This is a genomic window from Pseudoalteromonas sp. BMB, assembly GCF_001709235.1.
Taxonomy (GTDB): Bacteria; Pseudomonadota; Gammaproteobacteria; order Enterobacterales; family Alteromonadaceae; genus Pseudoalteromonas; species Pseudoalteromonas maricaloris.
This window is the reverse complement of sequence record NZ_MBQA01000046.1, coordinates 45,454-70,633: the sequence shown is the minus strand read 5'-3', so window position 1 is coordinate 70,633 and position 25,180 is coordinate 45,454. Positions and strand designations below refer to the sequence as shown.

The 25,180-nt window shown below is 42.8% G+C and carries 23 protein-coding genes and 1 pseudogene; 11 read left to right on the top strand and 13 right to left on the bottom strand.

The genetic code is table 11. From position 1 onward, the window contains the following. Positions 1–136: 136 nt before the first annotated feature. Positions 137–544 (bottom strand): MAPEG family protein, encoded by a 408-nt coding sequence (locus tag BB427_RS03440; RefSeq protein WP_045989911.1) that lies wholly within the window; start codon positions 542–544, stop codon positions 137–139. 94 nt (positions 545–638) lie between these two features. On the opposite strand from BB427_RS03440, the gene BB427_RS03435 reads away from it, so the two are divergent. Further along, on the top strand, positions 639–1,592 hold the full coding sequence (locus tag BB427_RS03435) for a GlxA family transcriptional regulator (protein ID WP_069018950.1): 954 nt from the start codon (positions 639–641) through the stop codon (positions 1,590–1,592). Between the two features lie 131 nt (positions 1,593–1,723). Here BB427_RS03435 and BB427_RS03430 read toward each other — a convergent pair whose 3' ends face one another. From BB427_RS03430 to BB427_RS03415, 4 genes are all read right to left on the bottom strand, one after another. After that, complete coding sequence (locus BB427_RS03430) at positions 1,724–2,011, bottom strand: hypothetical protein (protein ID WP_069018949.1); 288 nt, start codon at positions 2,009–2,011, stop codon at positions 1,724–1,726. A 310-nt stretch (positions 2,012–2,321) separates the two neighbouring features. Then, entirely contained in the window at positions 2,322–2,876 is a 555-nt protein-coding gene (locus BB427_RS03425) for a hypothetical protein (protein WP_069018948.1), read from the bottom strand. A gap of 117 nt (positions 2,877–2,993) precedes the next feature. Beyond that, positions 2,994–3,728 carry a helix-turn-helix transcriptional regulator gene (locus BB427_RS03420; RefSeq protein ID WP_069018947.1) on the bottom strand — a complete coding sequence of 245 codons (735 nt, stop codon included), beginning with the start codon at positions 3,726–3,728 and terminating at the stop codon, positions 2,994–2,996. A gap of 32 nt (positions 3,729–3,760) precedes the next feature. Next, positions 3,761–4,078, bottom strand: a complete 318-nt coding sequence (locus BB427_RS03415) for a hypothetical protein (RefSeq protein ID WP_010606230.1) — start codon at positions 4,076–4,078, stop codon at positions 3,761–3,763. A 256-nt stretch (positions 4,079–4,334) separates the two neighbouring features. Between BB427_RS03415 and BB427_RS24835 the strand changes: the two are divergent. From BB427_RS24835 to BB427_RS03405, 3 genes and pseudogenes are all read left to right on the top strand, one after another. Then, positions 4,335–4,521, top strand: a pseudogene (locus tag BB427_RS24835) (hypothetical protein). Positions 4,522–4,563: 42 nt separating this feature from the next. Then, on the top strand, positions 4,564–5,574 hold the full coding sequence (locus tag BB427_RS03410) for a hypothetical protein (RefSeq protein ID WP_069018946.1): 1,011 nt from the start codon (positions 4,564–4,566) through the stop codon (positions 5,572–5,574). Positions 5,575–5,706: 132 nt separating this feature from the next. Continuing rightward, the gene (locus BB427_RS03405; RefSeq protein WP_069018945.1) at positions 5,707–6,093 is read left to right on the top strand and encodes an MmcQ/YjbR family DNA-binding protein; all 387 of its coding nucleotides are present in this window, start codon (positions 5,707–5,709) and stop codon (positions 6,091–6,093) included. Here BB427_RS03405 and BB427_RS03400 read toward each other — a convergent pair. Next, positions 6,071–6,952 (bottom strand): LysR family transcriptional regulator, encoded by an 882-nt coding sequence (locus BB427_RS03400; RefSeq protein ID WP_083229830.1) that lies wholly within the window; start codon positions 6,950–6,952, stop codon positions 6,071–6,073. The two genes, BB427_RS03405 and BB427_RS03400, sit on opposite strands and share 23 nt — an antisense overlap. Positions 6,953–7,325: 373 nt before the next feature. On the opposite strand from BB427_RS03400, the gene BB427_RS03395 reads away from it, so the two are divergent. Further along, positions 7,326–7,709 (top strand): rhodanese-like domain-containing protein, encoded by a 384-nt coding sequence (locus tag BB427_RS03395; RefSeq protein ID WP_069018944.1) that lies wholly within the window; start codon positions 7,326–7,328, stop codon positions 7,707–7,709. Between the two features lie 104 nt (positions 7,710–7,813). After that, positions 7,814–9,259 (top strand): serine hydrolase domain-containing protein, encoded by a 1,446-nt coding sequence (locus tag BB427_RS03390; protein WP_069018943.1) that lies wholly within the window; start codon positions 7,814–7,816, stop codon positions 9,257–9,259. Here BB427_RS03390 and BB427_RS03385 read toward each other — a convergent pair. Together BB427_RS03385 and BB427_RS03380 are read right to left on the bottom strand one after the other, a co-directional pair. Next, the gene (locus tag BB427_RS03385; RefSeq protein WP_254663571.1) at positions 9,213–11,420 is read right to left on the bottom strand and encodes a tetratricopeptide repeat protein; all 2,208 of its coding nucleotides are present in this window, start codon (positions 11,418–11,420) and stop codon (positions 9,213–9,215) included. The genes BB427_RS03390 and BB427_RS03385 overlap by 47 nt on opposite strands. A 96-nt stretch (positions 11,421–11,516) precedes the next feature. Continuing rightward, on the bottom strand, positions 11,517–12,107 hold the full coding sequence (locus BB427_RS03380; RefSeq protein ID WP_039496754.1) for an acyl carrier protein phosphodiesterase: 591 nt from the start codon (positions 12,105–12,107) through the stop codon (positions 11,517–11,519). A 155-nt stretch (positions 12,108–12,262) separates the two neighbouring features. Here BB427_RS03380 and BB427_RS03375 point away from each other — a divergent pair, with 155 nt between their 5' ends. Continuing rightward, a complete protein-coding gene (locus BB427_RS03375) occupies positions 12,263–12,844 on the top strand; it encodes a YqaA family protein (RefSeq protein WP_069018941.1) in 582 nt (193 codons plus the stop codon). Here the strand turns inward: BB427_RS03375 and BB427_RS03370 are convergent. The 3 genes from BB427_RS03370 to BB427_RS03360 all read right to left on the bottom strand — a co-directional run bounded on the left by BB427_RS03370 (position 12,841) and on the right by BB427_RS03360 (position 17,950). Further along, positions 12,841–13,899 carry a hypothetical protein gene (locus tag BB427_RS03370; protein WP_069018940.1) on the bottom strand — a complete coding sequence of 353 codons (1,059 nt, stop codon included), beginning with the start codon at positions 13,897–13,899 and terminating at the stop codon, positions 12,841–12,843. The two genes, BB427_RS03375 and BB427_RS03370, sit on opposite strands and share 4 nt — an antisense overlap. A 64-nt stretch (positions 13,900–13,963) precedes the next feature. After that, positions 13,964–15,448, bottom strand: a complete 1,485-nt coding sequence (locus BB427_RS03365; RefSeq protein WP_069018939.1) for a tetratricopeptide repeat-containing sulfotransferase family protein — start codon at positions 15,446–15,448, stop codon at positions 13,964–13,966. A 54-nt stretch (positions 15,449–15,502) separates the two neighbouring features. Further along, positions 15,503–17,950, bottom strand: coding sequence for a TonB-dependent receptor (locus BB427_RS03360; RefSeq protein WP_069018938.1), 2,448 nt, complete (start codon positions 17,948–17,950; stop codon positions 15,503–15,505). A 340-nt stretch (positions 17,951–18,290) separates the two neighbouring features. Here BB427_RS03360 and BB427_RS03355 point away from each other — a divergent pair, with 340 nt between their 5' ends. The 4 genes from BB427_RS03355 to BB427_RS03345 all read left to right on the top strand — a co-directional run bounded on the left by BB427_RS03355 (position 18,291) and on the right by BB427_RS03345 (position 22,306). Further along, positions 18,291–18,755, top strand: coding sequence for a CreA family protein (locus BB427_RS03355; RefSeq protein ID WP_045964078.1), 465 nt, complete (start codon positions 18,291–18,293; stop codon positions 18,753–18,755). 129 nt (positions 18,756–18,884) lie between these two features. After that, positions 18,885–19,058: a hypothetical protein gene (locus BB427_RS24385; RefSeq protein WP_162484726.1), complete on the top strand. Its 174-nt coding sequence runs from the start codon at positions 18,885–18,887 to the stop codon at positions 19,056–19,058. A 409-nt stretch (positions 19,059–19,467) separates the two neighbouring features. After that, positions 19,468–20,154 carry a hypothetical protein gene (locus BB427_RS03350; RefSeq protein WP_017216280.1) on the top strand — a complete coding sequence of 229 codons (687 nt, stop codon included), beginning with the start codon at positions 19,468–19,470 and terminating at the stop codon, positions 20,152–20,154. A 283-nt stretch (positions 20,155–20,437) separates the two neighbouring features. After that, positions 20,438–22,306, top strand: a complete 1,869-nt coding sequence (locus BB427_RS03345; protein ID WP_069018937.1) for a DUF885 domain-containing protein — start codon at positions 20,438–20,440, stop codon at positions 22,304–22,306. Positions 22,307–22,503: 197 nt separating this feature from the next. Here the strand turns inward: BB427_RS03345 and BB427_RS03340 are convergent, their stop codons facing one another. Together BB427_RS03340 and BB427_RS03335 are read right to left on the bottom strand one after the other, a co-directional pair. Further along, a complete protein-coding gene (locus tag BB427_RS03340; protein WP_069018936.1) occupies positions 22,504–23,565 on the bottom strand; it encodes an endonuclease/exonuclease/phosphatase family protein in 1,062 nt (353 codons plus the stop codon). A 123-nt stretch (positions 23,566–23,688) separates the two neighbouring features. Continuing rightward, positions 23,689–24,801: a M35 family metallo-endopeptidase gene (locus BB427_RS03335; RefSeq protein WP_017216277.1), complete on the bottom strand. Its 1,113-nt coding sequence runs from the start codon at positions 24,799–24,801 to the stop codon at positions 23,689–23,691. Between the last annotated feature and the right edge of the window lie 379 nt (positions 24,802–25,180).

Below are 25,180 nucleotides of genomic sequence, written 5' to 3'. Positions count from 1 at the left end.
CACTAAAGTTGCTGTGTATTTTGACGCCATTCAACCTAGACTGCAGCACAACCAAAACCTAAGGTTATTGTTGTAGATAATGTAACAAACTTGTACGTAACTTAGCCAGTGTAAAATCCCTTTAACCTGAGACTTTTTACATCCTATCGAACAAGAAGCTAAACCAGGCAAAAAATAAGCAAAAGCTACTTAATCCAAATGCTAGGGTTCGTAACCGTAAGTTACTGCCCAGTATGTGCTCGTAGCTGTGCCAATATCTTGCTGCGACAAACACGGTGCTGAGCACAAACCAAAATTGTCCCGTCATTTGCTCAGTATGCAAAAGTATCAGTAGTGCAATAAATAAAACTGGTTGCTGAAACTGGCTGTCATAGCTATTACCTAATAATCTTATGCGCTCGGGGAAGGCGTGTTTTTCAACATAGCGAATATCTTGAAGTGCAATATCACCATTTTTGACTGCGCGAATTCTACTCGTTGCGGTCAGAAGAAATAATAGCAGCGTTAGGCTAAGCAAAAATAAAATCGGAATATGGATCCACATAGTAAAGCTCCTGAGTTTAAAAGAGGTTTTACTTTAACTAGATTGATTGCTAACTTATCGTGTCAATAATGACTAGTTTTGGTTTGATATTGTCATGAAGGTGGTTTTGCTATGTCCTGAACATGTGTTTGCGAGCGCATTAACAGGTGTGATTGATATTTTGAACGTGGCAAACAAAGTCGCTGGTAAGGCGGTGTTTTGCTGGCAGACGGTTGCGCTTTCAGGGCAAAAGTCGGTGATGAGTAGTCAGGGTTTAGAATTTGTTTGTCATGCTGAATTTAGCGCATTGGCTGGTGCTGATGTCGTTATCTGGCTCGGCAGTCACTTTTCGTCAGAGCCTTTGTTGTGGCAACAATGCCTGCAAGTCAAAGCCCAATTAAACAAGCATGGTATTGAATTTCATCCCGCGACTTATCAACTTGCCGGATGTTGCGGTACAGCGTTTTTAGCCACAGCAGGATTGTTGGATCAAAAACAATTTACATGTAGCTGGTGGCTCACGCCTTTTTTTACACGATATTATCCAGTTCTAAAGCCCAACAGCCAAAAGGTAACAGAGCAAAGCGATATGGTGTATACCGCGGGCGCAGCTCATAGTTACTTGCACTTGATGCTGCGGTTTATTACCGACGTGCTGGGCTCTGAAGTGGCAAAAACAATCGCCGCATGGCTGGCGATACCAAACGAGCAAGCGAGTCAAAATGAGTTTGTGCAGCTCAGTGGCTTTTTACAACATAGAGATGCGCAATTGCTTAAGGCACAGCATTATATTAGCGATAATCTCGATGTTTCACATAGCTTACAGAGCCTTGCGAAACAAGCTTGTATGTCAGAGCGTACGTTAATTCGACGCTTTAAACAGCACACGAGTATGACGCCGTTTGAGTATGTGCGACTTGCGCGACTCGTTCGCACCAAACAGCTATTGCATGGCACAAACTTGAGCGTGGATCAGATAGCCAATCAGGTTGGCTATCAAGACAGTCAGGCTTTAGCGAAGCAATACAAAAAGCACTATAACCAATCGCTTAATCGAGTGAGAGGGTAGTCATAGTGGGTGTTAACCTTTCTCTTTGTGCAATAAATAACACCGGCTGTTATCGCTATAGTCAACTGCAAAATATGAGTACTACAGGAAACCAAACTATGGCAATACTAACTTGGACATGTGTTATATGTTTACTCGTAAAGTTTCTCTGTTGCTTCTTTAAGCCCTGAGTGGGGTAAAAATTGATCTGTGATTGTTAGAATTGAGTGCAGGTTATTTTTTAATTTATCAAGCTCTATGTTACCTGGCTTAATAGCCGTTTGTAATAGATGAATAGCCATATCAGCTAATAGAATACGCTGTTTTTCTAGCCATTCTTCATCGCCTTTGGTAGCGGGATTGCCAAGGTAGCTATTTTCTACCAAACTATGCAAATCCCAGCTAGTTTTGATTAACTTATTCCTTTCAATATCATTCACTGCCGACCTTCCGAAATATAGATATAATGACTCCCACACCGTGCTAGCTTTCTCTTTTTCGTGGGTTCGCTTTATATAAAGCAGAGCCATAATTAATTTGTTAAATAACTAAACAGCTGAGCCTAGCATGAACAAACATAACATATTTTATATGTGAACTAATACGCATAAGGCATTTAATGAAGTAGCCATATTTTGCTCAAAACCGCCTGCCTGTTAAAGTCCATACCAATTTGTCTAAATAGTAAGAGCAGCGATGAGCAAATACAGTTGGAGGAATATTTTCCTCCATTCAGTCAGTTCAATTTGCTTAGCTTGAAGCGAGGCAACGGACACTCGGAGTTTCACCGGGTTCGATGATATTAATATTGACCTCTTTTAAGTCACCAATTATGGGTTTTAAAGCTTTATCAAAACGATTTGCTGCGGCTTCGATTTTTTCGGCATAGTCGTCAATGGCATCAAAATTAGCGGCGTGACTTTCAATTACTGCCTCAATTTGCTTGGCCTTTTCTTCTTGTTTTGCCAGTAGCGCTTTATTGATCACAAGTCGATCGTCGTCTTCTTGTATCGCCTCTTTACTAATGGCTTCCATTTCTTTGCTGAGCAGTGCGAGCTTGTCTTCAATATCTTTCATTGGTAACTCAGAAGCTGACATATCAAGCTCTGCCGCTTTGAGTGCTTTGTATGCAGCCACCTGTTCGGCGTCCATGGTGTGTTTGATTATTGGGTTACAGTCTTGGTAAGCGATAAGCTGGTAGCTGCCTTGCGTTTGCGGCTCTGTTGGATTGGCATTGGAGTAGCCAACGCAGGCACTCAAAGCTAGTGTTACCGAAATAATGAGTATTGATTTTGTGGTTTTCATAAGCACCTCGAAGGAATAAGTCTGATTTACAAAATTAGTCGCGGTGCAGTTTGAAAAGGTTGGTTTTAGATGCGCAAGTATTAGTAACAAAATATGAATCGGGCAGTGAGCTTAGAATTAGTTGCTACTTTTATCAGGCGCTTGGCATTGGTACTGTGCAATTTCTTCGGCGTATTTGGCTTTAACTAACTCAACATAATGATTGAGGTTTTTATCAGGACGTACGGTAAAGGTCAGCTCACTTTTATGTATCGCGGTGATACGGTCCAAGCGAAATTCACGGTAATCACTGCGGAGCTGACAAAATGCGACCAGCGTCCACTTTCCACCCCAATAAACCAATCCGAGTGGCTCGATAATACGCTGGGTTTGTTGCTTTGCAACGTCTTGATATTCAAGTTGTACACACTGCTTAGCCGCAATGGCGAGCCTAAGTGTAGCGCTAAAGGATTGTTGTTGTGGTCCGTGCTTAAAACTCGAGACCAAATAAGGGGAGTGGTCATGCTGTTGTTTGAGGTGAGCGGGTAGCACGGCCTCTATTTTGGCAATGGCCGCTTTTGCATGCGCGCTTAGTTCGGGATCCGTCCATGCTCCAACCATTTTACTACCAAGTAACAATGAGGTGAGTTCATCATAGCTAAACATCATAGGGGGCAGTGGGTAGTCACCAATAATATAGCCGACACCTGCTTCCCCCTCAATTGGCACGCCAGAACTTTGTAAGTCCTGAATATCGCGATAAATCGTACGCTCAGATACCGTAAAGTGATCGGCCAATGACTTGGCGGTAACCGCTAATCGTCGACCCTTGAGCAGATCCACTAACTGAAAGAGACGTTCTGATTTATGCACGAGTTTTCCTTGTTATTCAAATCTCAGATTAATTAACCGCTACATGGGGTTTGAGAGAGCACATTACTGTGACTAATGGTGACACTCTCGCTGTCTATGTATTGCGTTAATCTTTGGCATACTTCGGTTGTTGGGAATTGTGCCGAAACCGCTTTAGCATGCTCCATCGATTGCCAATAAATAATATCTAAATACTCGTCAGTCTGACTGTCTTTAGTCAACGAACGATATAGTAACCCAGGTTGCTGTTCAACCCACTCGGTAAAAGCTGGGTTTACACCCATAATGTCACTCTCTGTAGCACCAAGAGCCAATTTAAATTTTACAATCTCTACGACATTTTGTTGCATGGTCTTTCTCCTTTTTGAGTTCAAAAAGAGTAAACCACGATGTTGTGTCAGGGAGTGTCAGTAGTGTTTAAATATACAGTGCATTTTATATCGAGGGCCTGTTTATCTTTCAAGTTTGTTTTTGCAGCAGCTTGATTGGTATTTATACAAGGCAGAGTCTGCGTAGCATAGTTGTTCTATGTAAGTCAGGCGATAAAGACTTTGTGCTCCTGCAAAGTCACCTTACCCCACATCCTTGTGGGGCAACACAGAAGAAATGCCAATCAAGCACTGCCCTTTGGGTTCACCTGAGTGAGTGCGCTTTGTTCATTGTTGCTCAACTTTTGCCTAGATTACTAGGCGGCAAGTCGAGCGTCGCGACCAAAACACACTCAGGAGAACAAAAGTCAAACAGCAAAGATCAACAGGCCCTGGCAAAACAAAGGATCTGTATTAGGATTTAGGGTACTGCAATTGGCAGGATTAACCGTGTAAAGGATAAGGAAATGAAATTAAGTACAAGCATATTTGCAACCAGTTTGGTTGCATCCGCTATCTGCGCTTCCCATGTTTTTGCAAAGGATATAAATGACAGCGATGTCAAAAGGCTGCATGTCTTGGCAAAGCAAGTCGCATCACAAAGTATCAGTGGGTCGTATACTTTTGTTATCAACTGTCATACTAACCCCAGCTTACTGAAACGTGCCGTTGAGCAAGTAAGTTGGCCTGTCGATGAAATTACCTTTGTTATTCAAGGACAATGTCAGGGCCCAATTAAGATCACGAGACGTGGTATCACCATTTCAGGGTCTGATAATACTCAAGATGTTATCTCTGCGGCGCTAAACGGCGTGCAGCCGACCATATTAGTGGAGTCTGGTTCGGTTAAGCTCAATAACTTAGGGGTTGTTAGCACCGCTCAGCAAAGTAGCGTAACGGTGACGGCGCAGGGAATGGCAAGATTGGATAATGTCGCGACTCAAGTGCAAGGCACTGAGCCTGAATACCACTATATCGTGACAGATAATAGTAATCTTTACTTAAGTAATCTTAACCAAGCTAAAGTGAAAATAGCAGGGGGCGCTTTTGCTGAATTTGTAGCCGGAAATCAGGCGATGACAGCATATGTGTTTGACACCGCTAATGCTAGAAGTACCCAAGGGAACCAGTTCGACGCAGTACAAGTTGCTGGAAATGGCTACTTTTTAGCAGATGGGCAGTCGCATATAAACCTATTAATGATCTGGAGTAAAGGCGCCGCCGAAATCGACCAGCAAAGTAGTGTTGGTGAACTGATGATGGGCGGTCAAACCTTGTTTGCTGCTTATAGAAACTCGACTTTGTCAGGTCCTTACAGCTTCTTTGGGAACGTGGTTTTTGAGTTGGAGCACTCCTCTGCGACAAATTGGGTAACGCAAGAAAGGCCGCATTCGCTGTTTTCTGGTAATAATGCTGTCGTGAATGGCGAACTATTTCCAAGTTGGAGTTGGCAAGGACAGGCACCACAACCTGAGTAACCTGAGCTTCAAAACAATGAGTTAGCGTATTTTTTATTCAAACCTTTGGTTGAGTAATTTATGCTACTTCGCCGCTTGGTATTATGCTTTACTACTAAGCGGCAACGATTAATCTAAAGGTAGAAGAATAAGATGAACCATCAACAAGTACACGACTACTTGCTTGCAAAACCCTATACCAGCGTAAGTCAGCCTTTTGGTGAAGGCGTTGATGTATATAAAGTGAAAGACAAAATGTTCGCGACGTTGGCGCTTGGTAAAATGGGCAAAGAAGATGACGAGCACCCCCATTGGCGCGTAAATCTCAAATGCGATCCTGACGAAGCGCAAGCGTTGCGAGATATTTTTAGTGCGGTGTTACCGGGTTACCACATGAATAAAAAGCTCTGGAACACGGTGGTGCTCGATGGTTCCATTCCTACAGGAGAACTTGAGCGGATGATGGATAACTCATTTCGCCTTGTAGTCGAAAAAATGCCGAAAAAGCAGCAGGGGATTATCCTTGCACAGCATCAATAGATGCACAAACGACTTGGTACACGGCGTTCACTTTAGGCTCTGTGAGCGCTTGATTTGCCACAACAAAATGTACGGGGAGCGAAAAGTCTAGCAAACTAGACAAGGCAACCTCTGCTCCTTGATCTGCCATGGCGTTGGCTTCAATAAAGCTCACGCCGAGTCCTGCCTTAACTAAAGCCAAGCGGGAGCGCTCATCCGCAGCATTAATATTTACCGCGTTTACTTCGCTTAGCTGTTGATCAAGTTGCTTATCAAAAGGGCAGCCTTTTCCCATACGTATCCATGTCATCTGTGCCAATTCGGCTTTATGTGATGGCACAGGCCAAGATGCAGGATAAGCGGTGGTAACTGCAACTTCTGTGAGCGGTACAGCGCTAAAATGTGCAGGTACTTCGCCATAAATAACCCCACCATCAAGTAGGCCATCACTGAGTTTGTCGACGATGACACCACTTGAGAGTAATTCCAGCGAAAAAGAAAGACTTGGAAAGTGCTGGTTGAGTGTTTTTATCAGTGTGCCAAGTTCACTCGAGGTGCCGATAGGGTGGTTCAAGCCAAGTCTGAACTCGCCTGTGAGCAGTGTTTTGGCTTGCGCTGCGGTGTGCATTAAATCATTTGCACTTGCAAGCGTTAACTTAGCTTTGTCTAGCAAGATCTTACCTTGTTCTGTGAGCTGCATCCCTTTACTAGAACGGTGAAACAACACGGTATTGAGTTCTTCCTCAAGCGCTTTGATATGGGCGCTGATAGCAGGTGGTGTGGTGTACAGTCGTTTCGCTGCTGCCGTTAGATTTTGGGCCTCTGCAACCGCAACAAACGACCTTAAATGGTAAAACTCCATTGCACTAAACTCAATCACGTATTGAATACCACCAGTTTAAATGAGCTTGCTGCGATTGCCTATTCTGAAATGATGAACATCGCCTTCAAAAAATATGAATTCATTAACGCCGATTGAATGCGTAACGTAGTTGACCTCGGGTGAGGTTAAATAACCTGAGCTTCGGATAATTAATGCCTTTCTAGCAGCCAGTTTTAGCGCTAACTGCGTTGAATTCACTTCCAATAGCCTGCTATTGGTGCGTAAATTCGCCTAGTTATCCCCAAAACTCTCTGGCTAGATAAGACGATAGTTTAAGGTGATTAAAAAACAATGAGCTAGCTCATTCCTTATCCAAACCTCAGGTTAAATAATTATCCGCAGCTCAGGTTATTTAAATAGGAGTTAAAAGATGAAAGTAGAAGTATCACAGTATTTTGCAATGAAGCTGGCTTGCGAAACGGATTGTGCTGATGTTTATCAAGCGATGTTAACGGGGCAGCAGGATTTTATGCTATTTGATGTCAGGTCGAATGAAGCCTTTGCCAAAAGTCATGCCCAAGGTGCAGTCAATATGCCAAGCGCAGACATAAGCGAGCTAACGATGGCAAAGTATGACAAGGTCACGCCAATCGTGGTTTATTGTTGGGGTCCTGGGTGTAATGGCGCAACAAAGGCCGCGTATAAGCTTGCAAAAATGGGCTATCAAGTAAAAGAGATGATAGGTGGAATTCATTACTGGGAGGATTTCGAGCGTTACCCCGTTAATCGCCGAGTGTCTCAGGCACAAAGTTGATGTAGGTGCATTTTTCTTCATCTCATGATTATACTGTTATTCATTCACGGCACATTTATCAGTGTGTAAAGTGAGTGAATAACGATAATAACAAGGGAAATATCATGTCGAAACTATTGTACTGCGCCTTATTTTGCTCGTCTTTGCTAAGTCAGACATCCTTCGCCACTGACTCAGCTCAACATCAAGTTCAACAAGTTGCACATAACCTCTTACCTAAAGTGCAGTTGGAAGGCCAAAAATATAAACCTGTAGATTTGCAGACGCGTCTTCAAGAAACGCATTTGCCGGGCTTAAGCCTTGCCGTGATCAAAGATGGTAAAGTGGTGTGGGCTGAGGGGTTTGGCATTGCAGATAAAAAGCAACATCGTAAAGTGACCACTGAAACACTGTTTCAGGCAGGATCAATAAGTAAGCCCGTTGCAGCGCTTGCGGTATTAAAGTTAGCGCAAGATGGTAAAGTCGATTTAGATGCTGACGTTAATCAATATCTCACCTCTTGGAAAGTACCAACAAACGAATTTACCAAAGCCAATCCTGTTACTTTGAGACAGTTAATGACTCACACTTCGGGGCTCACTCAACATGGTTTTCCGGGCTACGTGCGTGGTAGTAAAATTCCAACCGATGTTGAAGTCTTAATGGGTAAAGGCAATACCGACTTAGTGACGGTTGACACTTTGCCAGGTAAAGCTTGGCGCTATTCTGGCGGTGGTTACACCGTAATGGAATTGCTCGTGGCAGATGTGACAAAAATGCCATTTGAAGAGTATGTCCAACAGGCAATTTTAACTCCGTTGGGTATGCACAACAGTACCTATGCGCAACCACTACCGAAAATGTTATGGTCAAAAGCCAGTGCTGCGTTTGACGATAACGGCGAGCAAGTCGAGGGGGACTGGCATGTTTATCCAGAACAAGCCGCTGCTGGTCTTTGGACCACTCCGGTGGATCTTGCTAAATATATTATGGCCGTACAACAAGCGTATGCCGGCAATACTGTGGGGCCCATCACGCCAGAGCTGGCGAAGCAAATGCTTGAAGTTCATCATGACGTATGGGGCTTGGGACCAGAGCTTGAACAGCGTGAGCAAGGACTTATCTTCACCCATGGTGGGAAAAATAAAGGCTTTAGCAACCGTTTTGAAGCATATGTAGAAAAAGGCGAGGGGATGGTATTGATGTCCAATGGCGACTCAGCGAGTACCGTATTTGGTGAGCTTCGCATTGCCATCAGCGAACATTACGGCTGGGATTTTCTACGTAGTAAAAAAATAACAGCGATTACATTATCTGAGGCACGCGCAAAGCAATTGGAAGGTCTGTATGCTTATGAGAAAGATTATCAGTTTAAAATGAAAATCACCCGAGATGGTACGCGATTTAACGTCTTAGATATGGCCCGCGATAACCTGATGGCATTCGTTGCCACAGAGGAAGACACCCTGATTGAGCTTGAAGGGGGCGCAGATGTCACCATTGAAACGAATGACAAAGGTGAGATCACTGCGGTGATTTGGCGTGGCCTATATCGTTTTGAGCGGATTTAATCGGAAGCTTCACTTCAACGAGTAGCCCGCCAAGCGGGCTATGATTGGCGTTGATAGAACCATGATGCGCCAACACAATATGTTTGCTAATCGCAAGTCCAAGCCCCGAGCCGCCAAGATCCCGGCTTCTGGAGTGTTCACAGCGATAAAGTCGTTCAAAAATTTTATCTAGCTCCGAGGTTGCTACTCCTGGGCTTGAATCTTCCACTGTGATAATGGCATATGAGTCGGCTAAGCGTGTATGTATTAGACTGGTTCCCGCTGCATCAGTGTAAAAATGGCTGTTCCGTAAAAGGTTCAGGATGACCTGTTTTAGACGCTGTGGGTCGCCTTCTACCTGCAAGACTTGCTCACTTAAATTACAGCGCAGAGATTGCTGCTTTTTCGCAAAAACAGGCGTGAGTTCAGAGCAGCAATCCTTAACAATGGTATTAATATCAAGCGGCCTGAGCTCTAACGACATCACATTATTGTCAAACTGAGCGGACTGATAAATGTCCGAGATTAAGGTATCCAGTTGGTTGATTTTACTGTTCACTTTTTTATAGGCGACATCAATATCAGGCTCGATATTAAATTGCATCGCCTCAATTGTCAGTTTTAGTCCGGTTAACGGGGTACGCAACTCGTGAGAAATATCGGCGAGCAATTGGTTTTTTTGCTCTAAAGCTCGCGCGGCCATGTGCTGTTCTAAGGCTTCTAGTTTTTGTTTCTGGCGTTGTCTTAAAAAATATATGGCAAGCCCTGCGAGCAGCAACAGCGCAGAGGCGATGGCCAAGCCTCGCTGCAACTTTAGGTTTTCTAAATTTGCTTGTTGCAGCGACTGCTCTTTTTGTAACAGGCTAAGTGCTTGTTCCTTTTTCACAAGTTCTATGTTTAATGCCATTTTGTACGCTTTGTTTTTATCGCTAACCTTCTTTAATTCAGTTTGTGCTTGCTGATATTGTTTTAATTGAGCAAGTGCGGCTTCAAATGCGCCTGCTTGTTGATAAATTGCGGCCAGCTGTTTGTGAATATCACTTTGAGTTTGAGTGCCAAGCTGAGGTTGCTTTAGTAATAGTTCAAGCTGTTCTTTGGCGTCTTCACTTTTATCTTGAGCCAAATAGACATTAGCAAGTGCCAGCCTAACGGTACGCTCTGTTCGGTTGGCACCGGATTTTATCGCAAGCGTAAGCGCTTCATTTGCACTATTTAAGGCTTCATTCACATCACCTTGAGCTAGTTGGACATTGACTAAATTACTTAATTGCCAAGCCGTGTCGCTGTCAGCCTCCATTTTTTTTGTTAGGGCAAGGCCGTTTAGAATAAACACCTGAGCTTGCTTATACTCTCCCTGTTGATATAAAACTTGGCCAATCTTACCGTAACTGTTGGCGATATGACGCGGATTACCTAATAGCTTATCAACCCTGAGCGCCTGCTCAAAATGTGATAGTGCAAGAGGAAATTCTTCTAAATCACGGTAGAGTTCGCCGATGTTGTACAGTGAGTTGGAGATCCCTTGCTGGTTATTGCGTTTGCGCTGAAGCATAAGAGATTGTTCATGATAGCTGATAGCTTGTTCAATTTGGCCCATGTAATCGTAAACAATGCCAATTTGGTTATAGAAACTTGCGAGTCGCGGAACATCATTAATGCGTTTTGCAATTTGGATGGCCTGCTCAGCATGATTTAGCGCGCTACGGTAGTTTGCCCGAAAGCGGTTAATATGAGCAAGGCGATCATGAATATCTGCAATTAACCGCTCATCGGCTTGAGAGGTGGTGTTGAGTGCCAGCTCAAGCTTTTCTTCTGCCTCGGTCGCACGATTTTGACTAAGTAGCACCGTGGCGTGGCTCAATAGCAATTTACTCTTGGCATCAGGGTCTGCCACTTTATCTAACACCTGATTGAGCTCATCTATCGCCTGATAAGCAGTTTCATAATGGCCAAGCAAAGAGTGGGCTTCAATCTTCATTAGGCTGAGTTTAAACCAAGCTGCTGAAAGATAAGTTGGCGTCGTGTTTTTGTTTAGGAGTGTGTCAATTTCTTCAAGCGCAACAGATGGGTTATCGGCTAACAGCTGCTTTAACGTTTCAAGTGTGGGTAATAGTGCACTAGCATGGCTGGAAAACGGAGTTAAAAGTAAAAATAGCGTAAATAGTGCTTGGACAAAAAGCAACCTAACTCTGTTTAACACTGCAAAAAACCCCATTACCAACAAATATCTCTGCATTATAGTTGATAACCATAGAGCAAATATAGAGGAGTATTTACTCTAAATTTCAGATTCTATGAGTTGTTGTTGCATGTGGGCAATTAATTGTGGAAAAAAGACATTAAATCCTGACTCTAGTTGTTGATAGTGCTTTGTAATATCCCTTTCACTGCCAGCAAATTGGTTTTGAAAACGAATACGTTTAGCGATGTTATCGAGCGCATGGCCCACACCAGCCACGGATTCATAGGTGGCAAACCAATCATTTTGTGTCATTGCGCTAACGACTCGTTGCATGTGTGCAGGCATGATGTGCAAGTTATCGTGAAGCAAGGAAAAGCTCTGACGTTTAAAGTCGTCAAGCGAGGTGCTGTGATATTGCTGCCAGTGTTTAATCAAAAAGTGGTCATATAACACATCCAGTGCAATGCCTGCAAAACGGCGACGCGTGGGCGAAAAAAGTTGTTTAGCAGATTTTGTAATCGAGTGGCTATCGGTAAATTTATCGACTTGCCTATGTGTTTGTAGACCAAGTTGCACAGGTTTAGGCAGTGCTTGTATATTCACGCCTTTTTGAAAGTCACCGAGCAAGTTACCAAAGTGCGATGCGGCAGTCGGTTTGGCAAAGTACAAATGCGCCAAATAATTCACAGAAACATCCCTCCAACCATTTACTCTAAAACAGGGTACCGCATTTGTCCGCGCATACAAATACCCGCATATATAAAGCACTGCTTAATTCAGGAAGGAGAAACTTAGCTTAGACTATGCTTGTCTCCATTACTGTGAACATTAGGGGAAGTGTGATGGCGTTAACGGCTGAATTGAAGCAGAAGACCAAGCGATTAGTAGAATCAAAAAATATGCTTAAAGGGATCACGGTTGCCTCTTTTTTAGAGTCAACCATCGTGCCTATTCCGCTTGAAGCCGTGATGGTGCCGCTTATGCAAGCAAGGCGAGAAAAGCTATGGTTAATTGCGTTAATGGCGACGGTTGGGTGTGTGATTGGTGCCTTATTTGGTTATGCGTTGGGTTACTATTTATTTGATGCAGTGGGGGATTCCGTTATTGAGCTGCTGTCGAGTCCGTCTCAGTTTGAGCAAGTGAAAGCGCAGATGCAAAGTCAGGGGTTTTGGTTTGTGTTGACCTTAGGTATTGCGCCTGTACCTTTTCAGATTGCCATGTTAGCAGCAGGCGCCACAAAATTTTCACTATTACAATTTCTAATTGCAACCTGTATTGCCCGTTCACTACGTTATTTTGGCTTGGCGGCGGTCGTTTACTTTGCTGGTAATCAGGCTGAAAAGCTAATTAAACAACATAAAATAAAAGCCGTTATTCTCACAACGGCCATTGTGCTGCTCGCATGGTGGATAGCTAGTCGCTAGTATTTTCTATACAAAAACTTTGATTCATTTTGTGAGCGTGCAAAAGCGAGTAAATCATCGCTCAGTGTTAGTGGCTCTGACACTAGTATTTGATACTGTTGATAAAAGTTATGAGGGGCTCCTGCGTGCTCAAATAAAGTGAGCGCTGCTTCTCCCTTGCGTACATACTCTCTGTAATCTTTGGGTTTATTCAGTAGTTGAATATAGGCAAGATAAAAAGGCTCAAATTCAGCATGTCTTTCAGAACCTGCCTGCTTTAGCATGAGATCAATATTGTACAACAGCTCGCTTTGATGCTGCATCGTCTCAATTAACTTGTTTTGATCTTGGCGGATCATTGAAGCTACTACTCGTTCGTCAAAGTTATTAAGTTGTTCGGCCACTGTTTGATAAATCTTTGCAAATTGAGCTTGATGTAAAACACTGAACTGTTGTTGCAAGTGGCGTAAAAAAATAGCTTCCTGTTCAACTAGTAAACCTCGTTGCCGTTTTGCTTCTACTAATACCGCTTGGTAACTTTGAGATTGTCTTTGAATATTTTGCAGTGTTTCAATCTGCTCAGTAATTGTTTTTATCTTAGTATTTATGGCAAGCAGCTTTTGATTGATCTCGATAGTATTCCACTTGCTAGGAGAGTGGTTAAAAAAAGAGGTGAACGATATTTCATTTTTACTTGCTGTCGTTTGCAATTGGACTAATTCATCAATCAACTCAGTAAGAGGGTAATCGATAGATAACGCACGCAGCAATGTATCCGCTTGCAATGAGTTATTAATATCTTTGGATTGTCCAGCTCCTATCTGGGCTATAACAATGTTGCCGTTGTCATAGGCGCGTTGTGCATCGGATAGCAAAGTGGAGGCATTCAATGTTTCTAGGTATAACGCTTGCCACTTATTATTATCATATTCATTGAGCGACTTGAGCGCGTTAAGTTGGGCATCTAAATTTCGTTGCTGTTGAGCAAGGGTTAATTCTTGCTCTATCTTGGTAATTTCTGATGGCGTGCAGGCCGCTAATGCAGTTAGAAATATAATAGAGAGTAGTTGCTTCATATCGTTATTGTTTGGTATTCCTTTTGTCTAACGTTAGCATCATCACTGCAATGGGGCAATATTCCTATATTGGGTATACATTTCGATATTTGCCCACACTTGTATTGTTCAATGGCTGTCTGATCTGCATTTTGCTGGCTGTTGCTGAGTAATAACCCTGCTTATAAAAGTGAAGTGCATTGTCTTGCCAATCTAACTCGAGAAATTGACAGACTTCTCTCATCACAGCCTGAGGCTTTTCTACCAGCGATTCATAATTCACAAACTTAATTTGAGTCGGATGTTGTTGCGCAGCATCTTGCAAAAACGCATATGTATTATCATACATAGCTTGAATATCTTGCATCCGGTATGAGTAGCCATGAAAGGGGCTATTCGTTTGATATAGCTGACGGAAGTTTGCGATACAAGTATCTGTTCTGTCTCGCTTCATCACGACAAATTTTGCGCGTGGAAACGCCTTTGCGAGTAAATCGATAAAGAAAAAATGAAATGGTTGTTTGTCTATAAAACGTTGAGCACCAGTAACGGACTGCGCAGTGAAGAGGCGGTATTGCTCAATGGCGTTAGCTTCTTCATAGGCGTGGCTGATATGTTGAATATTGCTGTTGTAGTCATGAGAAAACCTAAGTGCTTGGGGCAATATATTGGTCTCTCCCAGCGGTTGTAGTGACAATTGCGCTAAGATCTGCTCCATTAAACTGGTGCCTGAGCGTGGTAGCCCAATGATAAATACTGGTGCAAGCGTTTGCTCTGGAGCAAAATCAATAGGCTTGTCTAGAAGTTTGCCGAGTGCTTGAAAATAGCCAGTCATTTGTTTAGATGAATAGGAAATCTCGGCACTTATCGCTTGTTTACTGGCAATAAAGCTTTGCCATGCCTTGGGATAATTTTCCTGCTTTTCGTATTCGAGTGCCAGGGCATGGTAAAGCCGTTGTAATGTAAGTGGAGCAGTTTGCGCTGTTATTTCAGTTGCTAACTGAGCGATGCGAGTCGATGCTAATTCTACAGGAGTTAGCTCTGAGTAGGCTAACTGGCACTTTGCATTACTTGGGTTTGTTTGCACTAAAGAGGCAAGCAGCGTCCGTGCTTGTGCTAATTCACCATACATCTTTAAATGCATTGCATAGTTGAGCGCGATTTCAGGACAGTGTGGTGAGCGAGTGTAGGCATGGCTAAAATGCCAACCAGCGTCAGTATATTGGTTTAATCTCAGTAAGATATTTGCGAGGGTATCGTGCTCTGACCCTGACAATTGTGTGTTACCTAGCAAATGCAGAATATAGCGCTTTGCCACTAATGGTGCTTGGGTAAAAAGCGCAAGTTTGGCAGCGCTCAATGAGTAAAGTGCGCAGGGAAATAAACTTAGGCACTTGTCGTAAATTTTTAGCGCTTTGCTGCGGTTACCGAGAGCGATATTCAATTCGGCCAATAAGGCGTACGCGTGGTGATCGTTGGCATTGGTATTAATGCGAGCGACTAATGCGTGATGCGCCGCTTGAAATTGACGCTGTTGAATATAGCTTTGGATCTGATTGTATGATGTCATCGCAACGTAAAGAGAGTGAAGGTAACTTCACTCTCTATTTTAGTTTTTTGCTGATTATAACTCAAACTGGTAGTTAAGCTTGACCCCAACGGTACGAGGTGTTGTGACATAGTGTCCGTACACTCGCTGCTGCTCAGGCAAGGCTTTGTTTAACGCCGCGAATTTAGCTTCACCAGCCCAAGACTTGTCGCGTCTTACCGAGGTGAAAGCAAATTTGTCAAACAGGTTGTCTACATAAAAAGTGACGGCCCATTGCTCGCTTGAAAGCTTAGCACTGAGGTTAGACAAGGCAAATCCTGGTAATACCTCTCCGTCAGCTTTGAGTCCGACTTTAGTGTATACGTCACTCTGCGCGGTTACTCCATAATTAACGTTAAGCATTTTGTCGTCGAACACTTCCTGCTCGTAGCTTAAACCGAATGAGAACTGCTGCTTTGGGGCGCCAGGTAAGCGGTCACCGTCTGTACCGTCATAGTACGGCTGGTAAAGCGCGATTTCTTCAGCGCTATAGTCACCTTCTTTGAATACCGCAAACAGGGCTGGTGCATCATCAGTTAGCTGTGCTTTTGCATAAGAATAGGTTGCATACACCGTCCACTGATCGTTCAACATAGCCCGGGTTGATAGCTCAATCCCACTAGAGTTCGCAGATCCAGCATTGGAGGTAATGATCTCTTGGCCGTTTACCGTCACAGATGAGATCTGTGCATCTTCCCAATCAACACTGAATAATGCGGCATTAAAATGCAGCTTGTTATTCAGCCATGTAGACTTTAATCCCAGCTCATAGTTAGTGGTGGTATCTGGTTTATAGCTAAGCTCATGCGGCAGTGCACAGATGATTTGTTGCTCTGGTAGTGTTTCTGGACAGGACTCCAAACCGTTACCACCGCCTAACCTAAATCCTTCACTGACAGTGAAGTACGTCAGCAGTCCATCTTGCCAGGTGTAATTGGCATTAAACTTAAACAAACTACCATTGTCTTTGGCACTGACTTGTTCAAATGAAATTTGCTCAAGGCTTGGCAGGCCACCAGAATAGAGCGGGGTTTCAGCCGCTGACTCAGTTTTAACATCATAGCGATAGAAACGAGCGCCCACTGTGATATTGAAATCGTCTGAAAATGCATAGCCAACTTCGCCAAACAATGCTGACTCTTTGCTGGTGGCATTGGTCAGTGCAATATACTCAAGATCTTGCTCAATATTGTCGATTTCATCGCCCCAAAACGCCGTGAGTCCTGGCGTGTACTCTCTATCGTCCGAACTAATTTCTTGTTTGCTGTAATATACCCCTGCAATCCAATTTAGCGCGTCATCCCCTTTAGAGACTAAACGGATCTCTTGGGTAAAAGTGTCTTGATCAGTAGTATCTTTAGTCAAAGCGGTAAAACTAGGAAAATCCGCATAACCCGGCCAAATATCATAAAGTAGATCGGTTTGATCTCGTTGGCCTTGTTGTTCTTTGCTTGACCAACCGGATGCCGAAACTAAATCAGCAAACTCTAAATCGGCGTTGATTTCAAGGCTAAGCAGGTCGTCTTCTTGTTCGTTAGGCTCAAGCACGCGGTACGCTGACTCGTAAGGTTTAATAGAATCGGCAAGCGGGTGCTGTGCTGCAAGGCTTTGATATTGTGAAATTGAGTTAGCGCCATTTTCTTGCTTCTGATGAAAATAGTTCAGTGTGGTATCGATATTCTCACTCACCAACCAACGTAGAGAAACCCGTGTGGTTGTTATGGTCTCATCATTTGCATCCGCAACTGCGTTGATGTTTGCTTTTACATCCTCAGCATTGGACCAATCAGGATCTGGGTTTGAAACGCCAGCTTGCTTAACCACATAACTGTAATCCATAAAGCCGGGGTTGTGATAGCGGTTAACGCTCGCACGAATGGCTAATTCATCCATCACTAGAGGCATATTGAAGACAGCACCTACTTCATGACCATGACTGTCACTTTCATTGATACTGAATAAGTCACCACTTAGTTTACCTTCAATAACGTCAAGCACTGGCGCTTTAAGCATGGTTCTAATCGCACCACCTAGCGTGCCTGCACCGTAAAGCGTACCTTGTGGGCCGATCAAGACTTCAACACGTTCGATATCGGTTAGTCGCAAATCTACGTTGATTGGAATTTCGCCTAGGTAAGTTGCCACTGTTCCTGAGTCAGAAGCACGTTCCGACGAATTAGTATTCAAGCCACGAACAATAATAGGTGAGCCCTCACGGCCACCTTGCTCTGTGATTGTCAAACCAGGAACCCATCTTGCTACATCTTCAAGGTCGCCAATATTTTGGTCGCTCATCACATCGCTGTCGACGGCAGTAATGTTTAATGGCGCTTCTTGAACTGTGCCCGCGCGTCGAGTGGCTGTTACTTGAATTCGTTCAATTGACTTTTCTTGAATCTTACTTTCTTCTGCTTGTGATTGATTAACAACAAAAAAACTCGAACTAACAGCTAGTGCGACTAAGCTTGGATGGAGCTTACTCATGGATGGTGGAACCTCAAATTAAGAATTAAACGTGACGAAATTTCAATCTTTAGAAATGGGTAACTATGCAGGTGGTGCATTTCTGTCCCGAGTTTAGAGAGAATTTCATACAACCGGTGGTGAATAAATTAGCCATGTTTTGTTCATGGTTTAGGTAAATTTAGCCACCCTGAAACTGCGGCGCATGCTAACATGCTTATTCGTATTTTGTGAATAATTATTTTGATTATTTGAATGGTTATCTCTTTTTTAGATAAGGTGATTTGCGAAAATTTTCAAATAGCTTAGAGTATTAACTCCGTATGTTTCTTTTGTACGTCGATTATCTTAAGGAAAAACAATGAAAAAGCTGATGTTTGCATTGTTGGCATCTTGTACGTTACTAGGTTGCTCTGACAGTGAAGTTGGTGATGTGTCACTCGGTCTATTTACGCTCAAAGATATAAAATTAGACTCTATGGTTGACCCCGTTGTAACGGGTGTGACCTGTCATGTGGCGAGTGTTGAAGATGATTTGAGCTTTTCGGACCCAAGCGATAGCTCTATTTCTTGCCGTCAAACGAGTGAAATAACACCGGCAATGCTGGCGAATATAGATAAAAGTGATTCAGGCGAAGTGGTATTTAAAAAATCAAAAAGTGTGTTTTTTAAATCAATGAAAGTGAGAAGGATCTTTGATGCAAAAAATCAAACCTTGATGTACTTAGCCTATACCACTAAGGAAACCTCTGGTAGCTTTAAGCATAGCTTGTCAACGGTGCCATTATGGGGAACTCAGGCTTATCAAGGCGTTAAAACCAATTAATTCGAATGTTGGCTAGCACATAAACCAACACGTTTTGATAATTGCATTTAGTAAATTATTTTTGTTTGAATTAAACCTTTTTGCTCACGATTTCGACTAAGCTTAGTAGTGATAAGTTTAGGAGAAATCGTGATGTTAAAAACACGCTTTTTAGGGAAAACGGTTAATATTGCATTTGCAGTGATGACTGTATTGTTTGTTATTTTAACGTTAACAACTGATGCTCATAGCATCTCATCTCAAGCAACTCAGGTTGAGGTGTTTAGCCAAGACGAGGTGATTACCGAGTCCAAATCGAAGTAAGTTTGGGCTGTGATTTATCTTGTTTTACTGATTAGTGCCATTCGAAACGATGAAAATATAATATAAATATTGCGCTCGGCTCAGTCTCTGTTGCGCGTGGGATTAAGTGCATAAATTTTCATGAAGTTTTTATGACATATACTCATGCGTCACTTACGCTCTGTATAGCGTATAAACTCTAAACTACCATCTCTGACTCATCTCATTAATAGTCTTAACTAGGCTGTCACCAAAATTGTAATTAATTTGTTGCGTTCTCCCCAGTCTGCATTAGCTTTAATTAGGGACTAAGAAAAAAGCAGCGCAGTTTGCAATCGGATATATGCAAGTTTCTGTTTTAAAAAATACGAATTTTAGCTGACGTACTCGTTATTCGTCTGACTAAAACGCTCACACACAAGGAAGAAATATGGCACGCCAATTCGATAACTTTTATAGTCATGGGGCAATTAATTTTAGTGATTTTATTAATTGTGTTTCTAGCTTATATACTGGTCCAGACTGCTTGGATGACAGTACATTAAGACTGCTTGCTGAGATGTTGTATCGGCTTTCGCAAAACAAGCAATTTCTCGCGGCTCAAGTCGCGGGCAGCAGTAATTACCAACATCATGCCCGAGGAATGTTGGACAATGATGATCTATATGTACTTTATGAAAATAAACGACCATTTTTTAAAGTATGTGCACAAATTTGGCACCCAATGCCAAAGCGGGGGACTCAGCGCTGTTTTATTCCGCAAGTGCGGGACTACAATTTTACGGCATTGACAACCAATTATTTTGGCCCCGGTTGTGGCAGCAAGCTGTATCAATATGAGTATAGGAAGGACTTACAGCAAGGCGAGCATTGTGATTTACAGTTTGGGCAGTTTTATCAATTTACCCCTGAATCTGTACTCTTTACAGAAGCGTCGAGAGATGTGATAGCGCAGGCTTTACCTAAAAGTTTGAGTATCACCATCAGCTTACAGTTGGAGCAAAGGCCACATGCTTGCTTTGTGTTTGACAAGTCATCTGGTCGCGTGCAGCAGATTATTGCTGACTCTGCATTTGGCCACAACGAAATACCTGAACCTCTGCTGCTTGAAGACTAAGCACTCTATCTAAGGTTATGAACTTTAGTTCAGGTGTAGAGAAAGTAACTTATTTTGCAGGATTCTATCTTTTATAGCTGTAACAAAAGCGCAAATATGTTACTTGTAGTTGCATCTATGAGAATAGCGTGAGCACTTTATTGCATTCTGATTTCTCAATGAATGAAGTGCTTATACCAAATTGAACAAGTGTTCAGTCAAATTGGTATGACTATTCTATCACCAGTCTAATCTGCACTGGTATTTTTAGCTTTGACAACAACCCTAATGGAGCGGCGTAATAATGAATAAAATAAGCTTGGTAGCACTCTCTGTCGTGCTAGGTTTGAGCGGATGTGCTCAAGACAAGCCGGTAACGGAAACTACATCTGTTGCTAAAACCACTGAATCAACTCTCTCTCGTGCAGAAATCGACAAAGTCGTAGAACAGTACACCAAGCAGTTTATTAACCACGAACCCGCACTTGCCACTTCGCTCAAATTATCAAGTAATGAATATGGTCACTATGCTAATAGACTGCCGGATTACTCGGTTGTCGGAATGCAGGCGCTCCAGGTGGATATGAACGCAGCCGCAGATAAATTAAAACAATTACAATCGGGCGTGGCGAACTCTGACGACTTGTTGCATCTTAAAGTAAACGAAGTTATTGCACGTTATTATGCTGGCGATAAGGGCTTCTCAGCAGGTTACATTGATACTTGGGGCGGACACCTGCCATATATTGTCAACCAATTGTCTGGCCCATTGCTGGATATTCCGAATGTGCTTAAAGACCAACATGGAATAGAGAGCGAGCAAGATGCAAAAGACTATGTTGCGCGCTTAAATGCCTTTGTTGAAGTCACGAAGCAAGTTGCAAGTAAGGTAAAAGCGGATGCCAATAAAGGCGTAATTTTACCAAAAGTATTATTTCCAAACACGCTAGGTTATTTAGATAACTTCACGGCGCCAAGTGGTGCAGAACATCCTTTGGTTGCGTCGTTTAAAGATAAACTTGCGAATATTGATGGTATTACGGATAAAGCCGCCGCTGAATATGTTGCACAGGCAACACAAATTGTTGAGCAAAAGCTTTATCCTGAATTTAAAAATGTGTCTGCGATTATGCACGCTCTAGAGAGCAAAGCGCCTGAAAATGTTGGCATTTGGGCCCAACCAAATGGCGAAGCTTTCTACCAGCATGAGATCACCTATTTGGCAGATTCTGATATGAGCGCGGAAGAGATCCACCAAATTGGCCTTGCTGAGGTGGAGCGTATTTCAAAGCGTATGGACGAAATCCTCAAGCAAAATGGCTATTCACAAGGTACTGTTGGTGACCGGATGAAGCAGCTCAATGAAGAGTCGAGATTCTTATATGCGGATTCTGACGAAGGTCGTGAAGCGTTATTATCGTTCTTGCGTGGTGAAATAGGGACAATTTTACAAAAAGCGCCAGATTATTTTTCTACTATTCCACCGCAACCTGTTGAAGTTAAACGTATACCAAAAGCCGTGGAAGCGGGTGCACCTGGTGGTTACTATAACGGTCCATCGCTTGATGGAAGTCGCCCAGGGGTATTTTCAATCAACCTAAAAGACATGAAAGCAGTACCAAGCTTTGGCATGAAAACCTTAACGTATCATGAGGCGGTTCCTGGTCACCACTTCCAAATTGCGCTTAATATGTTGCAAACAGAAATCGGTTTGATGCGTCAAAATGCCTCATTTAATGGTTATGTTGAGGGCTGGGCGCTGTATTCAGAGCTATTGGCTTACGAAATGGGGATGTATAAGGACGACCCATTTGGAGACTTAGGGCGTCTGCAAGCTGAGGCATATCGTGCTGCTCGACTGGTGGTTGATACGGGCCTGCATTATAAAAAGTGGACACGCGACCAAGCGATCACCTATTTTGCTGATGCAACCGGTACGGCTATGAGTGATGTGGTATCGGCTATCGACCGTTATATCGCTTGGCCAGGTCAAGCGCTTGGTTATAAGTTGGGTATGCTTAAATTAGTTGAACTTAGAGAGTATGCTAAACAGCAGCTAGGTGATAAGTTTGATATTAAAGCATTCCACGACGTAGTGTTGCTAAAAGGCGCAAGGCCAATGGCGCTTGTTGAAGAAGATATCAAGACTTGGATTAATTCTTTGAGTTCGTAAATATACTTTTCGGCTTGAAGTCAGTGAACGATGCTGGCTTCAAGCTGATGTTATTTAAAAACCTCTATTTATAGCTCTCGTTCATACTCACCGTACTTAAAGTCACTATCATAACCTGAGCTTCGGATGATAAGAAGATAGTTTAAGGTGATTAAAAAACAATGAGCTAGCTCATTCCTTATCCAAACCTCAGGTTATCATAATTTGCAATTCGGCTTTGCCACGGCATTTTCAATAATATCTTTGCTGCGATGTATATCTTTCTTTTTCAGCTCAAGTCCTGCTTCATCTTCATTTTTTACGGGTTGATAAGCGAGTTTTGCATAAAGCGCAAAGTGATCTGACCCTATGTTGTTGAGCCTTTTAATATCGATCACTGTGAAATGGTGACTCGCAAACAAATGATCTAGCGGCCAGCGTGCAAACGGGTACTGTGCATGAAAAGTGTTAAACATACCTCGGCCAACTCTCGGATCAAGAAGCCCACTTATTTTCCTAAATAACCTCGTGGTTGGTGACCAAGCAACATCATTGAGATCGCCAGTGACTATGGTGGGCAAAGGCTCATTTATGACGCGTTTGGCAACAACCACCAGTTCTGCGTCTCGCTCAATGGCCGTTTCGTTCTCAGTGGGGCTCGGCGGTGCCGGGTGCAAGAAATGGGTTTGGATCATGATATGGGGAGCGAGCTTGAGTCTTGCATGTATCGAAGGCACACCTTCCTCAACGATATACTCACATTTTGCCTCGTCTAGCGGGTAGCGAGAATAAACGTGCATGCCATACAAATTGGATTGTGGACATTTAACGCTGTAGGGCAGTATATCTAACAACGAGTCTAATTGTTGCTCCCATAGCTCATCACTTTCTAACGTGACTAAAAGATCAGGTTGATGTGTCCGGACTTGCTCCAATAGTAGATTAAATTGTCGATTGGTTTGCAGGACATTGGCGGTGATCAAACTGATTGTGTCAGCATCGGTTGTCGCTTTTTTTACTTCGACTGGCCAAAGCGGGGTGTAGGGTAAAATCCACCACAGTTGAAAACTTAAACATCCTAATAGAACAATGACAGCAAGCGCGGCTACGCTTTGAAGATTAAGGTAGGAAATGGATAGCAGTAGCGTAAATGCAGTAATAACAGTGAGCTGAAGCCGTGGGAACTCCATTGCTCTAACACTCCAGTGCGGATGCTTAGCAAGTGGTAATAACGTAGCAAGTAGGATAAAACCACACAGCGCGACGATAACCCAAGTCATGAAATTCCTCAGCAATAGATGAATTTAAGAAGTATATTTCATGTTAGCTGAAATCGCTGTGAATAGTATCGGGTTTAGACGGTTGCCTAAACCCGATACTCGTTCAGGGATAACTAGTCGAGATTAGTTTTGGTACGGAGTGTTTTCCGCAAAATATTCATGGCTGTCAGCATTTTGAATTGCTTGACTTGGGTTTGAGTTTGCTAAGTTTTTCGCACCAGATTGGCCATAAACGATGTCATCTGTACCAGCAACGGCATTAAAGTGACTTAGCTCATGAACAATCGTACCCGCACGTGAATCTGTACCTAGCTCATTTGCGCTCCAAAATGCGCGACATAGATAGACTTTGTATGGTTGATTTGGGTATACATAAGCAAAGTATGATTTGTTACAACTACAGTCAAAAGTGAGATCTTGGTTGTCGATTGCATCATTGATGGCATTGAAGTTAGATTTCACGGTTGCATAACGGCTACTTGTCGCTGCGCCAAACCAAGTTTGATAACGCGTAGATGGGTTGCTTGCTGAGTGGCTATTTAGGTAAGCAACGGAGTCATTAGTGATCTGATCTGCAGCATTTAGTGCTGACAAAATACTGGTTTTTTCACTGTTACTACAACGACCTGTAAAACAAGTGCCATCAGTACAATCAGCCGCGCCTGCAGCTGGTTTTGCATTGACTTGAACATTGCCCTTCGTCATCGCAACGCCTTCAAGCCATAGATTGACCGAATTTGAGCTGAGTTCTGCTACATCGGCACGCATCATCGATTGCTGACCCATCGTTCTTGTAGTCATGCTTGGGATTTCTTTTTTACCGAAAAGATCAAATGATTCAACATCATAACTAATTTCGTAGTTACCTGGCTGGCTAAGATCATAAAGGCCTGAAAGCTCAAATGATTTAGTAAGCGTTTCGCCAGACTTTAACTTGATAAAGTCAGCTTCAGTAGGTGCTGGGCGTTTGTAGTGAGGACCAAAGAAATTAACTTCTTTACCATCACGCGTAATTTTGAAAATATGCTCTTCTTCAAGGTCTGTATACCAGCTTAAGATTTTCTGATTGCCTTTACCCTGATTGGTGATGTTTAGCGTCGCAATAACATCGCCATTGCTTTTTGTGTCGACATCAACACTTACCGCTAGGTCTTTATTCATTGCTTGAGCATTCAGTGATGCGGTTACGGCTGCTGCGAGTAACCCTGTAGATAGTGTGCGTGATAGTAGCTTCATTATTTCTTCCTGTTGAGGTTGCTACAGTCTCTCGGCTGGCAGGTACAAAACCAGTGGTGAGGACTGAGTTTACTTGTTGTCATTTCGTTATTTTTAAAGGTGAATTCACTCTTCACTTTTAATTAACAATAATATATTCAATGTTTCAAGCAGAATTTTTACAACAGAGCTAAAAAATTCACATTAAAAAATTACCAATAATTTCAAATAACTGTAATGTTATTGAAAAGTATGGATAAATTTAATACAAAACAGGGGTGAGGATAGTTGTGAATTTATTGTTTCATTCACATTGGTTTACATTGGAGTGTTTGAAATGTTATTCCAACCGGAACTGGAGTGGCACTGATGTTATCTAGCTAGCCATTATCAGTGCCAA